The organism is Bacillus sp. SN1, from assembly GCF_002796895.1.
GTDB classification, from domain to species: domain Bacteria; phylum Bacillota; class Bacilli; order Bacillales; family Bacillaceae; genus Bacillus; species Bacillus inaquosorum.
The window spans coordinates 156,261-170,262 of sequence record NZ_PHIE01000003.1 but is presented as its reverse complement, the minus strand read 5'-3'; the positions used below and the strand labels follow the sequence as shown (position 1 = coordinate 170,262).

The window sequence follows — 14,002 nt, the reverse complement described above, 5'->3', positions numbered from 1 at the left end:
GAGGGTCTCCCCTCTACTTGTGTTCTTTACATAATGTTTCCAGATCAGCCAAAATCCGATCAGCTTCATCCCAGCTGTAAATAGAGGCGCCTGAAGCAAACGGATGCCCTCCGCCGTTATATTTCCGGGCAAGTCCGTTAATGACAGGGCCCTTAGAACGGAATCTGACTCTGATTTGATCATCTTCTTCTACGAAAAACACCCAAGCGCGAATACCTGAGATATTTCCAAGCGTACCGACAAGCTGCGACGCTTCAGAAGCCGTTGTGCCGAACTTTTCAAGCGTATCCTTTTTGATGAAAACAGAAGCGGCGCCGTTTTCGGACAATGACACATTTTGAAAGATAAAGCCGTTAAGCTTCACCACATTCAGTTTTGTTTCATACAATTGATTAAACAACTCTGAGGAAGAGAATGGATACTGAATGAGCTCGCCTGCATATTTTAATGTTTTTTCCGTGGTATTCGGAAATAAAAAGCGGCCGGTATCTCCGACAATGCCGGCATAGATCAGCTCTGCCGCTTTCGTATTCAGCTTCCAGCCGTGCTCTTTTCCTTCTAAATACAGCTCGTAAATCATTTCACTTACTGAGCTTGCGCTTGTATCGACCCAGAGAAGGTCACCGTATGGATCTTCGTTCGGATGATGGTCGATTTTCATCAGTTTGGCGCCTGAAGGATAACGCTGATCATCGATTCTTTCCTGATTTGCCGTATCGCAGACAATGACAAGTGCGCCTTCATATGTTTCATTGTCCACCTCATCAAGGGAATATAAGAAAGAGAGGGACGGCTCAGGCGTGCCGACTGCAAAAATATTTTTTTCAGGGTACGTTTCCCGCAGGATTTCCGTAAGTCCGCACTGTGATCCGTAGGCATCCGGATCAGGACGCACATGTCTATGTAAGATAATCGTGTCATATAATGATATGGTTCTGATCAGTTCTGTTTTCATTTGATACTCCTTTATTGTTTTTATTCATTAAATCACATTCTCTGCCGACGGAAAAGAAAAATAACGTCAAAACCAAGCCCGTTTTTGTATAGAATGGGTTTGTAAACTTTTACGATGGAGGATTTCATTTATGCTGGTTCTTGTTTTTTTGATTGGGCTTTCAGCCTGCTTTTATGTGTTCTATAAAGTAAAAGGCGTACGGTCAAAGCAATCTTTGGAAAAAGAAATCTGTTCAGCAAAATCAAGCATGGCCTTAGGGTCACTGGTCCTGTTCTACGGGCTTAACCAAATGATATTATTCCATTCAGTATTAACGTTAGTAATCGGCGGTATCTTTATCGTCATAGGAGCAGGAAGCGCTTGGGCAGGTTATAAAGCCTACAGGCATTACTATCCCCTTCACGCCAAAGAAGCTGAAAGAGATCACGCGTAAGGGGCGCCTGAACGTCCCTTAGCTTCTTTCCATCAGCTGAACCATCAGCATCGCTTTCGACACGATATGGCCTTGGCTGTGCACTTCAACTTCCATTTTTCCGAACTTTCTGCCGGCCTCCAAAATGCGCGGTTTGACTTCGATAACCGATTCCATCTGCACAGGCTTCAAAAAGAAAATGGTGATGCTTTCTATTACAAGTTCGCCGCGTTTTTTCGAGCGCAAAAACCGGTTTGCCGCTTGCGTCAAAATGGTTGTAAACACACCATAAGAAATGGTTCCGAGCTGATTTGTCATCTGCGGCGTGACTTCATACTCGTAAACCGTTTGATCCTCTTTATCATTATCCTCATCTTTAAATCCCCTTGAAACGATATCATCAAGCTTCTCCCCGACCTGGGGCTGCTTTTGAATCATTTGAAGGGCTTTTAACACGTCTTGGCGGCTGATCATGCCGATCAGTTTTTGGTGGCCGTCAGTGACGGGAAGCACTTCGATCCCTTCCCATACCATCGTTTGCGCCGCTGAGGCGACAGATGTTTTCCCAATAACCGTAACGGGATTTTTGGTCATGACCTTTTCAATGGGTGCGTTTCGATCATGGCCGGCAATATCTTTTGATGTCAGGATGCCGTGGATTTTCATCTGATCGTCGACAACCGGGAACCGGCCGTGTCCCGTTTCAAAATTTTTCTCATACCACTTTTCAAGTTTATCCTTAGGCGAAAGATATACCGTACGGTCAGCAGGCGTTAGGATGTCCTCCACCAGGACAATTTCTTTTTTGATCAGCTGGTCATAAATCGCCCTGTTAATCATTGCGGCGACTGTAAACGTGTCATAGCTCGTGGATAAAATCGGCAGCTCAAGCTCATCTGCCAGCTGCACAATGCTGTCATCCGTGTTGAAGCCCCCGGTCACCAATACTGCCGCGCCCGCCTCAAGCGCCTGTCTGTGTGCGTTGATTCTGTTTCCGACAATCAAAAGATTCCCCGCTGCGGTGTAACGCATCATCGCGTCCAGCTCCATCGCGCCGATGACGAATTTATTCAATGTCTTATGGAGTCCGGCCCGGCCTCCGAGCACTTGTCCGTCTATGACATTTACAACCTCTGCATAGGTAAGCTTTTCAATATTCTCTTTTTTCTTTTGCTCAATCCTGATTGTGCCCACACGTTCAATCGTGCTGACAAACCCTTTATTCTCTGCTTCCTTGATCGCTCTGTACGCGGTCCCTTCACTTACTTTCATTTCCTTTGCAATTCTTCGCACAGAAATTTTTTCACCGACAGGCAGTGAATCAATATACGTTAATATTTGTTCATGCTTCGTTGCCAAGCCTTTCACCTCTAAGGACAGTCTTCTGCTTTTATTATAAGGGCTCGGAGGATTTGTACGCAATGAGGCTGGAAAATAAAAAAAGAAGCCTGCCCGGCTTCTTACAGCGTTGATTTTGTTCCAGTCAAGCGCAAGGACCTCGTGATCCCTTTTACTTTATAAAGCGGAAAAGTCTTTATTTTTCTTTTAAATGGACATCAACCGCTGTCTTAACCATATTTCGATTCCCTATTTTAGATAAAGCGAATAAAACAGCAAACAGCCATATTGCTCCTATCACCGTATAGATCAATGGATAAACAGCTGTGTTTTCGATCCATTCATTTATCAATGTTCTGGCGTTTACTAGAATAATAAATCCTCCTACAAGCACACCCATCAATTGCGGATGAAATTTTTGCACCAGCCATGCTGCGATAGGAGCAGCGATGATTCCGCCCGCCATTAACGAGCCGACCCATAACCAATTGACATCCTCCCATCCTAATGAAATAAGAAAACCGGCAGTTGCAGATACTGCGATAGCAAATTCACTTGTATCTACAGTCCCTACGACTTTCCTCGGGCTTAAGCCTTTGCGGGATAATAAAATCGGAGTGGTGACGGGGCCCCAGCCGCCCCCGCCTGTGGCATCTGCAAAACCGGCGATCACTCCTAATGGGATGGATTGTTTTCGGCTTAACGGCACGTGTTTTTTCTCAAGAGCAGGCTTGTATTGAAATAAAAATCTGATCAATACATATCCGCCCAGCAGGAGCAAAAACAAAGAAATATAGGGTTTCGCCGCATCTCCAGGTAAACGGCTGAGCAATGCCGCGCCTAAAAAAGCGCCTATTGAACCAGGAATGACAAGCTGATAAACGGTTTGTTTGTCAACATTGCCAAATTTAATATGCGACACTCCCGATGCGGCAGTCGTTACGACTTCCGCTAAATGGACAGAGGCCGAAGCCACAGCAGGTGTGATGCTGAAAGCCAATAGCAAGGAAGTTGAGGTAACCCCATAAGCCATACCTAACGAACCGTCTATTAATTGCGATAACAAGCCTATAAATGCAAAAACGATTAATTTCTTCATCAGAACACCCCATCTATATCAATCAGATATTTTTGACTCTTCATTCCTGCATGGATGAATCTAACAATCTCTTAGCGCTTTCACATAAAAAATAAGAGGCTTTTATAATGGCAGTTTCATCAATTGTAAATGCCGGGTGATGCCAATCATGATCGCCGCCTGTTCCAAAAAACGCAAATGATCCAGGAATATGCTCCAGATAGTAAGCGAAATCTTCTCCGGCAGTTGACGGGTCGGGATCAATGACCTGAAGTCTTGCTTTATGTGCAGCGCCTCGCACCAGCTCAGTTATTGCCTCATCATTACAAAGCGGCGGCGGTCCGGATTGCCACTTCACATTTGCCTTTAACGAGAAAGCAGAAGAAATCTGCTCTGCGACAGCCAAAAAACGCTGCTTCACTTGATTACGAACCTCCGGATCAAATGTACGAACAGTGCCCTCGATTGCAACAGTATCCGGGATGACATTCCATGTACTGCCGCCGTTGATTTTCCCCACGGTGACAATCGCGCTTTTTAGCGGGTTTAGATTTCTGCTTACAATCGTTTGCAGGGCGACGATAAGCTGAGAGGCGCCGACAATGGGATCAAAACCATTATGCGGCAATGCTGCATGAGCGCCTTTTCCTTGTATCTCTACTTTAAATCGGTCAACAGCAGCCATAAGCGGTCCTGTTTTTAGCCCTATCGTCCCCACTGGTATATCCGGTTTATTGTGAAGGCCAATCACTGCATCAATACCATCCAACTGGCCGTCCTCTATCACTTTTGCAGCGCCGGCGCCTGATTCCTCTGCCGGCTGAAATAATAAACGAATCTTTCCTTTTAGGCTGTCTTGATTTTCCTTTAATAAAAAGGCCGCACCAAGAAGCGCTGCCGTATGAAAATCATGACCGCACGCATGCATGATTCCTTTATGTTTAGACGCATAAGGCAATCCTGTTTTTTCTTCGATTGGCAAGGCGTCAATATCAGCCCTCAAAGCAATTGATGGGCCTTCTGATTCCCCTGCTATGTCTGCGAATACACCTGTTTTCAGTGAAGTTGGACGAATCTGTATCCCCTTTTCTGCAAGGCATTTTTTTATAAAATCAGTTGTTTTAAACTCTTCTTTCGACAGTTCAGGATATTGGTGCAGGTGCCGGCGAATGCCGATGAGCTGTTTTTCCAGCGTTGAGAGATTCACGGGATTATGCCCCTCTTTCAACTTGAGCATGTCATTTTCATTTTCCACCTGAAATGGATATGCGCCTTCTATATTTCTCCAATAATCCAAAGACATGTTTCCCGCTCCTTTCCCTATCCCAATATATTTTCTTCAGTTTCTTCAATATAAGCTGCAACAAAGCGGCTCAACTTATCAGCAAGACCGCCCGCCCCAAATTTTATATACTTACTGGAAACTTTTTGATCGCCTTCTTTCAAATAGCTTAAAAAAGATAAAATATAAATACGCCTGTAAGCAACTTGTGTAATTCCGTACTCAAAAAACCAATTGTCTATGACATTGTAAACGCCTCGGTTGATGCCATATAGATTGTTACATTTCTTGTAAAAGCAGAGATCCGGAAGATTCAATTCCTGATGGGAAAGCAGGTTTTCTTTTTTGTTTTGTGTTGTAATCCCAATCAGTTCAAAGCGTTTTGCCGCGCATGAAATATCTTTTTTGATTTGCTTTTTTAAAGACTCCAAAGAATCAAACCTTCTTTCTTCTCTAATTTTAAAGAGAATGCTGCATTCGACCTTTTCTCCATAGATGTCTTTATGAAAGTCAAACAAAAAAATCTCCAAAGTCTTTTTAAGGTGAGAGCCGACCGTCGGTTTCACACCGATATTCATAACCCCTAAATGAAATTGATGATTGATTGCCGCCAGAACCCCATAAACCCCATCATGCAGCCCATTCATTTTCGCATCTACATTTGCCGTGGGGAATCCCAGCTTTCTGCCTAATTGTTTTCCTTTCACAACCGTACCCGCAATGATTGCCAAAAAAGTCATCCTCCCCTCTCAGCTTCCGCTTCTGATCAAACGGCACCTAATTTGATGAATGTAACACGGACTGATGCAGGGGAATGCCGAGACCGAGATTTTCCCGCAATGTCCCGCCGCGATAATCTTGACGATAAAGCCCTCTTTCTTGAAGAATCGGAATCACTCTTTCTACAAAAGCATCAAGTGTTCCCGGTATATCCGACCCGATGATAAATCCATCAGCCGCCTCAGCGTTGAACCAAGTCTCAATTAAGGATGCGACATGCTTTGGTGTGCCGATGAATAGAGGCCGCGGAAAAGCCATTTCCTGTGCTACCTCCCGCAATGTCAGATTTCTGGCTTTTGCTTCTCTCTTAATCCGGTCCGTTGTGCTTTGAAACGCATTCTTTCCGACATCGCCAATATCGGGGAACGGTTCATCCAGCGGGTAAACACTCAGATCATAATCATCAAAAAAACGGGCCAAATAGGTAACAGCATTTTCAATCGGAATCAACTCAACAAATTCACGATACTTCTTTTCTGCCTCTTCTTCCGTATCTGCCACAATCGGACTGATCCCCGGAAAAATCCGCACACTGGAAGGATCACGCCCTTCTGCAGCAGCGCGCCTTTTCACATCCGCATAAAACGCTTTTGTCTCTTCTAATGAATTGGAATGGGTAAAAATCGCATCTGCATTTTTGGCGGCAAACTGCCGTCCTGTTTCTGATGAACCCGCTTGAAACACTACTGGCTCCCCCTGTTTAGAACGCCCGATATTCAAGGGCCCCTCTACTTGAAAATACTTTCCTTTGTGATTCAGGCGATGAAGCTTCGCGGGATCAAAAAATTGCCCTGTTTTTTTATTGTGTGTAAATGCATCATGCTCCCAGGAACTCCACAGCCCGCGCACAACTTCCAAATGCTCCTGTGCAATCTCGTAACGCTCGGTGTGTTCTGGCAGGCTGGTCTTACTATGGTTGCGTGCCGCTCCTTCCTGCGGAGAAGTAACCAGATTCCATCCGGCCCTGCCCCCGCTGATATGGTCCAGCGACATCAATTGTCTGGAGATGGTGAATGGCTCAGTAAAAGATGTAGAGAACGTTCCTACTAAACCAATATTTTTCGTGACCGATGCAAGCGCCGATAATATGGTGATAGGCTCAAATCGGTTTAAAAAATGGGGAATTGATTTTTCAGAAATAAATAAGCCATCTGCAATGAAAATAAAACTGAACAAGCCTTTTTCGGCTGTTTGCGCCTTTTGCCTGTAGAATTCAATATTCGTACTCGCCGAGGGATCGATATCGGGATGACGCCAGCCGTCGGTTGTTCCCCCGACACCGTGAATCATGGCTCCGAACTGAATAAAATCTGATCGTGTCATCTTCTTGCCTCCCTTATCTGTGCATAATTGGCAAGTGCAAGCTCAAGGTGTTCAAGGCCGATTTCAGTAACCCCTTGATACTGATTGCCTTTACCGATTTCGACCACAGGCACATGACGTATTCCATATTTCGCCTGTAAAATATCCCGCAGCTCTTCTTTCTCCGAAACATCGATATTTTGGAACGATAATCCTTTTTCATTCAAATAATTCTTGACTTCCCCGCAATATGAACAGCCTTTTTTACTCCAAACCACAATGTTCACAACATCACTCATGCTTCCGTCCCCCTTAACGTTTTGCAGCTAAAACCGCATCGCTCAGCAGCTGATAAGAAAGCTGTTTTTCGCCAGCATTTTTGATCGGTGTAAAAATAACAAAATCATTGATTTGGTATGTGTCTGATAAACGTTTTAATTCTTCTGCCGCTTCTTCCTTCGTTCCGGCAATCACCCCGGTTTTTTGCACGAGGATCTCATACGGCTGGCTGACGTTTTCTAGATAGGCTTCAGCCTGTTCACGGGTGCCGACGTTGACCCTCCGCCCGTCTTGTAAAACCACTTTTATCGATTCACGCGACACAATATGTTTTTCAGCTTCTTCTTTTGTATGTGCCGCAAAAACAGCGGGAGCAAGATGAAATTCGGCCTCAGAGCCAGGCGGCAGATGTGCGTCAAAGGCTCGGCGCGCTTCTTTCAGCACTTCCTCTTCACCGTTAATAAAGTAAGCAAAGACGAAAGAGATTCCCAGTTTTGCAGCTGAAATGGCACTCTCTGCGCTTCCTCCCAGCAGATAAATTCCCGGCTTCTGTTCAACCCGCGGAGCAGGACGCAATGCCGCATAGCGGTGGCTATCAGGAAAATCATCCCGAATGAAATGAGTAAGCTCCTCCAGCTTTTCATCAAACTGGCGCGCCGGTTTTTCATATTCATCCTGCAGCGCGTCTGTGGACAGCTGAAACCCGCCGGGCGCTTTGCCCACTCCGAGATCTATACGGCCGGGAGCTAACGCCGACAGAAGATGGAACTGCTCCGCCACTTTGTAAGGGCTGTAATGCTGCAACATCACCCCGCCTGATGCTAACCGAATTTTCTTTGTGCTTGCGGCAAGATAGCCTAAAAGAACCTCAGGCGCAGAGCCTGCGATTTCATCATTGTTGTGATGTTCAGCCACCCAAAAACGATGATACCCACACTCTTCAGCCATCTGTGCCAAGTTCACCGTGTGCTGTAATGTATCGGCTGCTGTCTCCCCTTCACCAATCAAGCTTTGATCTAAAATACTTAAGCGGATCATATCACCGGCTCCTTTATGTGTTCATTTGGTTCAAATAAATATTCCGGCGAAACGCGGCGGAGAAACTGTCTCGTTCTTTCTTTTTTGGTATGGCGGAAGACTTCTTCCGGAGTTCCTTGTTCAACAATGGCTCCATTATCCATAAAAACAACTTGATCAGAGACCCTTCTTGCAAACTCCATTTCATGTGTAACAACAATCATGGTGGCTCCGGTTTTCACGATATCCAGCATCACTTCAAGGACTTCACCGACCAGCTCCGGGTCAAGCGCAGCCGTCGGCTCATCGAACAGCAGCACATCCGGATGAATGGCAAGTGCCCTCGCTATTCCAACCCTCTGTTTTTGTCCACCCGATAATTGACTCGGATAAGCGTTCAATTTGTCTTGAAGACCGACCTTTCTCAGTTCATTTTCAGCTATGGCATACGCGTCTTGTTTTCTCATTTTCCGTGCGATCGTCAAGCCCTCCATGACATTTTCAATCACCGTTTTGTGAGCAAACAGATGATATTGCTGAAATACCATTGCCGTCTGTTTTCTCAGCCAGTGAATGTCTTTTTTGGACGGATAGCTGCAATTAATCACTTTGTCGTGTAAAGAAATGACCCCTTCGTCCGGCCGTTCTAATAAATTCAGGCAGCGTAAAAAGGTGGTTTTCCCTGAACCGCTAGGACCTATAATGGTTACAACTTCTCCCTTGCGTACAGTGAGATTTATCCCTTTTAATACATGGTGAATGCCAAACTGTTTATGGATATTTTTAATCTCAATCATAATGCGCCTCCTTGAAATCTGGCTGCCTTTCTCTCTAATAATCCATTTGCGGTTTCCAAGATTAGAGTCAGCGCCCAATAGATAATCGCCGCTCCGATAAAAGCTTCTAAAAATGCATAATTATCAGAAGCAACGATAGTCGCCGTCCCTGTTATCTCAGGAACAGCCACTATAGCCGCGATAGAGGTTGTATGCAAAAAGCCGATGCCCAAATTTGTGAAATTCGGGATTGAAACCATCAGCGCCTGCGGCAATATCACACGGCGAAAGGTTTGGCTATGTGTCAGGCCGATTGAATAAGCTGCTTCGACCTGTCCGGTATCCATCGCCAGAATGCCCGACCGGATGATTTCTGTCAGATAAGCTCCGGCAGTTAAAGACAAAGCCATGATGACAAACACGGCGACCGGTATCTGATTGGCGGACCAGCCAAGATGAAAAAAACTGCTGACTTGATCTGCAATCGGCGGTATCCCTAAATAAATCAGCATAATGTGAAGGATTGCAGGTGTACTTCGAAAAAATGACACATAAAACCTTGAGCAAGCCATCAAACCTTTAATCCTGAAAATTCTAATAATTATATTTCCAAGAGCCACGAGAAATCCAAACACGATCGGCAAAACAGCCATTATCAATGTTAGCGGAATGGTCTTTATCATTTCTTTCATGGCGGAAGCGATAAATGGAAAGTCAAATTGCAATCTTCTCCCTCCTCATCCCAAGAAATATGTCAATGGATGTTCATGTCAAAAACGGTAACAAGCCTTGTTTGATTCTTCTTGATTCGGTTTTCGGCCAATCTAAAGAACCATTCGAATAAAACCGCAACGGCATAATAAACAATCGATAGCGCAATGTAAACTTCAAGAGAATGATTGCTTGAGGTGATCAGGGTTTGGCCTCTTCCGGACATATCCATGACACCTATTGAAAAAGCAAGAGACGTATCTTTTAAAGAACTGATCACCATGTTTCCCATATTCGGAAAAGCCTGCACAAGTGCCTGGGGCAGAACGATGCGCCTGAAGGCCTGCCTTCCGCTCAGGCCAATGCTGTACGCCGCTTCCGTTTGGCCTTTATCTACACTCCCCACGCCCGCTCGAATGATTTCAGCGGCTGCCGCTGCATTGCTTAACGCATAAGTTGCGACAGCAGCATAAAACGGGTCCATTTTTGATGTATCAATCCCGATAAGCCCCGTCAGAGCCGGGATTCCATAAAACACGATGAAAAGCTGCACCATAATGGGCGTTCCCCTGAAAAACGAGATATACACTTTTGCCAATTGATTTACAATAGGAATGTTGTAAATGCGGGGCAGCGCCAGAAAGAGCCCCAATACAAATCCGAAAAGCAATGACAGTGTTAAAATGTATAATGTAACCGGCAAATAACCGGTTAACGTCGGCACAAAATCTGCAATCATATTGATATCAAACGCTTTTTCCATCACTGCTCCCTCTCTTTTTACTTAATACTGCTCCTTGGAATAATCGTCTCCAAGCCATTTCAAACTGAGTTTTTTCAGCGTTCCGTCATCAATGATTTCCTGTAAGGCTTTATCAATATCGTCACTTAACGTTTGTTCATTTTTGTTAAACATAAAATACACTTTGGCATTCGAAAGCACATCACCGACGGTTTTTTCTTTAATAGCACTCGTTTTGTTTTGAAAATCTACTGCAAAAGGCGTTGAAATGGTCGCGTCCGCACGCCCTGATTTCAGCTGATTCGCGGTCTCATTCGCTCCTTGCCCCTCATAGGCAATCTTAAATGGGCGTCCATTTTCCTCATTCCATTCCTTCAGTACAAGCGCTCCGTTGGAGGTTGCGCTCGTAATTACCCGTTTTCCTTTTAAATCTTCAATCCCTTGAATCGTATTGTTATCTTGCAGCACGGTAATTTTTAAAGGAAAATGATTGTAGGCTACCTTGTTAAACAGAAATTTTTTCTCACGCTCTTTGCTTTTCTCCATTTGGTGTGCCACGATATCGACTTTATGCTGTCCGAGGCTGACAAGCAGGTTGGAAAATTCCATCGTTTTAAATGTGAATTTATAATTCGGCAGGCGTTTATCAAGCTCTTTGATCAGTTCGACATCATAACCGGTTAAATCGCCTTTTTCATCGATAAAGCAAATATTCGGAAATTGAGTTCCTGTTCCGACCGTGATTGTCTTTATCTTCTTTTGTTCAGCTCCCGTCGTTTGATTGTCTGCGCCGCAAGCCGACAGAACCGTAATAAGTGAAAATAATATTGTTATAAATGCTGCTTTTGTTCTCATCTCATCGCCCCATTTATTTTTCAAAACTTGATTTTGAATAATCTGCACCGAGCCATTTCCGGCTTAGTTTTTTTAACGTTCCGTTTTTCTCCAGCTTTTTAATCGCTTGATCCGTGGCATCCGCCAAGGTTTGGCTGCCTTTATTGAACATAAAGTACACCTCGGTATCTAATAACACGTCACCGACTGTCTTTTGGCGGAAGGCGTGCGTTTTATTCTGAAAATCAACGGCAAACGGTGTTGATATCGTTGCGTCGGCGCGCCCGGTTTCAATTTGATTGGCGGTGTCATTGCTTCCCTGTCCTGCGTATTTCAAATGAATCGGGCTGCCGTGCGTTTTGTTGTACTTCGTAATATAATCGGCCGCATTTGACGTGGCACCGACAATGACTGTTTTTCCGTGTAAGTCTTTTAATGTATGAATCTTGTTATGATCCTCTCTCACCGTGATGTACATCGGCGAGTAGTTATACGGCACTTTATGATATAAAAAACGCTTTTCTCGTTCTTTATTTTTGGCCATGTTGTGCTCGATCACATCAATTTTTTTATTTCCGAGGCTCGTCAGCAGATTTGAGAAATCCATCGTTTTAAATTCAAATGTATATTGCGGTAATTCCTTATCGATGGCTTTCATCACTTCAATGTCATACCCGGTCAAATCGCCTTTTTCATTTAAAAACGCAATATTCGGAAAATCTGTTCCAGTACCGACTATGACCGTTTGAACCTGACGATCTGTTTTATTATTTGTTTCCGAGCCACACCCGCCAAGTAACGCAACCACCGACAGCAGCAAAACCATTCCCATACGCTTATTCATAGGCTACCTCACATTATGCCCAGCTTGGCGCACCTAAAAGCGCCGGGTTAAATCGTTCCGGAATCAGAACCTTATGCATCATCACACCTATGTCCCCGTCTTTTTCCTGCTCAAAGTACACTTCATACCCTCTCCTTCTGTACATGTCGGCAAGCCAAGGATGCTTGCGCGCCGAAGTGCCTAGCGTCAGCGCAGGTGCCTTCAGCATATCTCGAAGCACTTTTTCTTCTACGTACGTCAGCAGCTCGCTCCCGGCGCCCTGCCCTTTATATTCCGGAAGCGTCGCAAACCACCAAACAAACGGATATTTTGAAGGAGGGGTCTCACTCTCCCATGGAAACCTGATGGTAATTGTTGAAATTAGCCTCCCATCCCGCTCCAGCACGACCGCTGAATTATTTTCGATATTCTCTGACACCATATGGATGTCAGCTCTCGTGGAAGGCCAATCAATATCAAGCTGCCGAATTGGCTGAAAAGCGCTGTTAACCAATTTCAACAACTCCGGTGCATCTTCAACAGTTGCCAATCGAAAAATATCCTTACTCATTTCTGGCACTCCCCCTCATAAAATATACAATTCCTATTTGTTTACTAAGCTTTTATTGTTTATACTATAAAGCATACTTTTATCTTTGACTAATCAAAAAAAGTAAACCTTCACTTCAGTAATTTTGATGATGAAAAACAGGGGGGAGCACATTGGAGTTTCGCTCAATTAAAACGTTTCATACGATTGTAAAATTCGGAAGCTTCTATAAAGCGGCGGAAATATTAAACTACTCGCAGCCGACGATATCGATGCGTATGAAGCAATTAGAGCAGGATTTAGGCGTACAGTTGTTTGAAAGAGGAAAAAACCTGCAGCTGACAAAAGCGGGGAAACTTTTTTATGAACGAACAGGAGATCTTTTGACGCAATACGAGGCGCTTAAACACAACCTCTCCGACTTAAAGGAAGAAGAGGCAGGCATCATCAACATAGGAGTTTCAGAGCCGACTGCCAGTCTGATATTCCCTGACATTTTAAAGGATTTCTTAAAGGATTACCCAAAGATAACGGTTAATATCAACGTTGATGACGCCAATACCTGCAGTCAAAAGCTCTTAGACGGGACGATTGATTTTGCAGTCTGCGGCGAGCCGGAATTGATTCTCGAAAACTACTATCACCCATTTTTTTATGACACATTAAATGTGCTTGTATCTGATCGCCATCCGCTCGCTGAGAAGAAGGCTGTTCATTTATCTGATTTAGAAGGAGAGTGCTTTATATTTACGCCTGCCAATTGCCCTATTCGCATACAAATTGAACAACACTTACATAAAGAACTCGGCAATCGTTACAGAAAAATGGAGCTCACAAGCAGCATGGCGCATAAATATTACGTGCGGGAAAACATTGGGATTTCAATCTTCACCAGCACCGCACATTCTAAAACGCTTAACGGCACTAAAGTCATCCCCATTCTGAATATGGATATTGCACCGCCTATAGGACTGTTAACAAATCGAAAAGAAAATCATTTTGACTGCGCCACGAAGGACTTGATCGCTCGGCTGACCAAGCATTTTCATCAGCGCAGCAAAGAATTGGAAGAAGGACTGGAAAGAAACTCTGATAAAGCCATTACAGGATAACAAGCTGCCAC

General features: G+C 44.4%; 15 protein-coding genes and 1 pseudogene. 2 read left to right on the top strand and 14 right to left on the bottom strand.

The window, feature by feature from the left end; all coding sequences use genetic code 11:
* Positions 1 to 13: 13 nt before the first annotated feature.
* The gene (nrnA, locus tag CVV77_RS12505; protein WP_003237803.1) at positions 14 to 955 is read right to left on the bottom strand and encodes a bifunctional oligoribonuclease/PAP phosphatase NrnA; all 942 of its coding nucleotides are present in this window, start codon (positions 953 to 955) and stop codon (positions 14 to 16) included.
* A 130-nt stretch (positions 956 to 1,085) separates the two neighbouring features.
* On the opposite strand from nrnA, the gene CVV77_RS12500 reads away from it, so the two are divergent.
* Positions 1,086 to 1,388 carry a YtpI family protein gene (locus tag CVV77_RS12500; RefSeq protein ID WP_003237807.1) on the top strand — a complete coding sequence of 101 codons (303 nt, stop codon included), beginning with the start codon at positions 1,086 to 1,088 and terminating at the stop codon, positions 1,386 to 1,388.
* A gap of 18 nt (positions 1,389 to 1,406) precedes the next feature.
* Here CVV77_RS12500 and CVV77_RS12495 read toward each other — a convergent pair whose 3' ends face one another.
* The 13 genes and pseudogenes from CVV77_RS12495 to snaA form a co-directional block, all read right to left on the bottom strand.
* A complete protein-coding gene (locus CVV77_RS12495) occupies positions 1,407 to 2,726 on the bottom strand; it encodes a CBS domain-containing protein (RefSeq protein ID WP_003237809.1) in 1,320 nt (439 codons plus the stop codon).
* Between the two features lie 175 nt (positions 2,727 to 2,901).
* A complete protein-coding gene (locus CVV77_RS12490; protein WP_100275542.1) occupies positions 2,902 to 3,804 on the bottom strand; it encodes a sulfite exporter TauE/SafE family protein in 903 nt (300 codons plus the stop codon).
* Between the two features lie 18 nt (positions 3,805 to 3,822).
* Positions 3,823 to 5,086, bottom strand: a pseudogene (locus CVV77_RS12485) (M20 peptidase aminoacylase family protein).
* A 17-nt stretch (positions 5,087 to 5,103) separates the two neighbouring features.
* Positions 5,104 to 5,796 (bottom strand): RNA-binding riboflavin kinase RibR, encoded by a 693-nt coding sequence (ribR, locus tag CVV77_RS12480; RefSeq protein ID WP_100275541.1) that lies wholly within the window; start codon positions 5,794 to 5,796, stop codon positions 5,104 to 5,106.
* A gap of 46 nt (positions 5,797 to 5,842) precedes the next feature.
* Positions 5,843 to 7,168, bottom strand: a complete 1,326-nt coding sequence (locus tag CVV77_RS12475; protein ID WP_100275540.1) for an LLM class flavin-dependent oxidoreductase — start codon at positions 7,166 to 7,168, stop codon at positions 5,843 to 5,845.
* Positions 7,165 to 7,446, bottom strand: coding sequence for a glutaredoxin family protein (locus CVV77_RS12470; RefSeq protein WP_100275539.1), 282 nt, complete (start codon positions 7,444 to 7,446; stop codon positions 7,165 to 7,167). Before CVV77_RS12470 ends, CVV77_RS12475 begins: the two co-directional genes overlap by 4 nt.
* A gap of 13 nt (positions 7,447 to 7,459) precedes the next feature.
* Complete coding sequence (locus tag CVV77_RS12465) at positions 7,460 to 8,464, bottom strand: LLM class flavin-dependent oxidoreductase (RefSeq protein ID WP_100275538.1); 1,005 nt, start codon at positions 8,462 to 8,464, stop codon at positions 7,460 to 7,462.
* Complete coding sequence (tcyN, locus tag CVV77_RS12460) at positions 8,461 to 9,240, bottom strand: sulfur-containing amino-acid ABC transporter ATP-binding protein TcyN (RefSeq protein ID WP_100275537.1); 780 nt, start codon at positions 9,238 to 9,240, stop codon at positions 8,461 to 8,463. Before tcyN ends, CVV77_RS12465 begins: the two co-directional genes overlap by 4 nt.
* On the bottom strand, positions 9,237 to 9,944 hold the full coding sequence (locus CVV77_RS12455) for an amino acid ABC transporter permease (RefSeq protein ID WP_100275536.1): 708 nt from the start codon (positions 9,942 to 9,944) through the stop codon (positions 9,237 to 9,239). The genes tcyN and CVV77_RS12455 overlap by 4 nt, the downstream gene beginning before the upstream one ends.
* Before the next feature lie 29 nt (positions 9,945 to 9,973).
* On the bottom strand, positions 9,974 to 10,693 hold the full coding sequence (gene tcyL, locus CVV77_RS12450) for a sulfur-containing amino acid ABC transporter permease TcyL (protein WP_003237826.1): 720 nt from the start codon (positions 10,691 to 10,693) through the stop codon (positions 9,974 to 9,976).
* A 21-nt stretch (positions 10,694 to 10,714) separates the two neighbouring features.
* Entirely contained in the window at positions 10,715 to 11,527 is an 813-nt protein-coding gene (locus CVV77_RS12445) for an amino acid ABC transporter substrate-binding protein (RefSeq protein ID WP_029316878.1), read from the bottom strand.
* A 13-nt stretch (positions 11,528 to 11,540) separates the two neighbouring features.
* Positions 11,541 to 12,350 carry a sulfur-containing amino acid ABC transporter substrate-binding protein TcyJ gene (gene tcyJ, locus CVV77_RS12440; RefSeq protein WP_100275535.1) on the bottom strand — a complete coding sequence of 270 codons (810 nt, stop codon included), beginning with the start codon at positions 12,348 to 12,350 and terminating at the stop codon, positions 11,541 to 11,543.
* Between the two features lie 13 nt (positions 12,351 to 12,363).
* Entirely contained in the window at positions 12,364 to 12,900 is a 537-nt protein-coding gene (gene snaA, locus CVV77_RS12435; RefSeq protein ID WP_100275534.1) for an N-acetyltransferase SnaA, read from the bottom strand.
* A gap of 152 nt (positions 12,901 to 13,052) precedes the next feature.
* Here snaA and CVV77_RS12430 point away from each other — a divergent pair, with 152 nt between their 5' ends.
* Positions 13,053 to 13,991 carry a LysR family transcriptional regulator gene (locus tag CVV77_RS12430; RefSeq protein WP_100275533.1) on the top strand — a complete coding sequence of 313 codons (939 nt, stop codon included), beginning with the start codon at positions 13,053 to 13,055 and terminating at the stop codon, positions 13,989 to 13,991.
* Positions 13,992 to 14,002 lie beyond the last annotated feature (11 nt).

Excerpts from the sequence above, each read along its gene's own strand:
- CVV77_RS12490 (WP_100275542.1), bottom strand. The coding sequence starts at position 3,804 with ATGAAGAAATTAATCGTTTTTGCATTTATAGGCTTGTTATCGCAATTA.
- CVV77_RS12470 (WP_100275539.1), bottom strand. The coding sequence starts at position 7,446 with ATGAGTGATGTTGTGAACATTGTGGTTTGGAGTAAAAAAGGCTGTTCA.
- tcyL (WP_003237826.1), bottom strand. The coding sequence starts at position 10,693 with ATGGAAAAAGCGTTTGATATCAATATGATTGCAGATTTTGTGCCGACG.
- tcyN (WP_100275537.1), bottom strand. The coding sequence starts at position 9,240 with ATGATTGAGATTAAAAATATCCATAAACAGTTTGGCATTCACCATGTA.
- CVV77_RS12465 (WP_100275538.1), bottom strand. The coding sequence starts at position 8,464 with ATGATCCGCTTAAGTATTTTAGATCAAAGCTTGATTGGTGAAGGGGAG.
- CVV77_RS12475 (WP_100275540.1), bottom strand. The coding sequence starts at position 7,168 with ATGACACGATCAGATTTTATTCAGTTCGGAGCCATGATTCACGGTGTC.
- CVV77_RS12500 (WP_003237807.1), top strand. The coding sequence starts at position 1,086 with ATGCTGGTTCTTGTTTTTTTGATTGGGCTTTCAGCCTGCTTTTATGTG.
- tcyJ (WP_100275535.1), bottom strand. The coding sequence starts at position 12,350 with ATGAATAAGCGTATGGGAATGGTTTTGCTGCTGTCGGTGGTTGCGTTA.
- nrnA (WP_003237803.1), bottom strand. The coding sequence starts at position 955 with ATGAAAACAGAACTGATCAGAACCATATCATTATATGACACGATTATC.
- CVV77_RS12445 (WP_029316878.1), bottom strand. The coding sequence starts at position 11,527 with ATGAGAACAAAAGCAGCATTTATAACAATATTATTTTCACTTATTACG.
- snaA (WP_100275534.1), bottom strand. The coding sequence starts at position 12,900 with ATGAGTAAGGATATTTTTCGATTGGCAACTGTTGAAGATGCACCGGAG.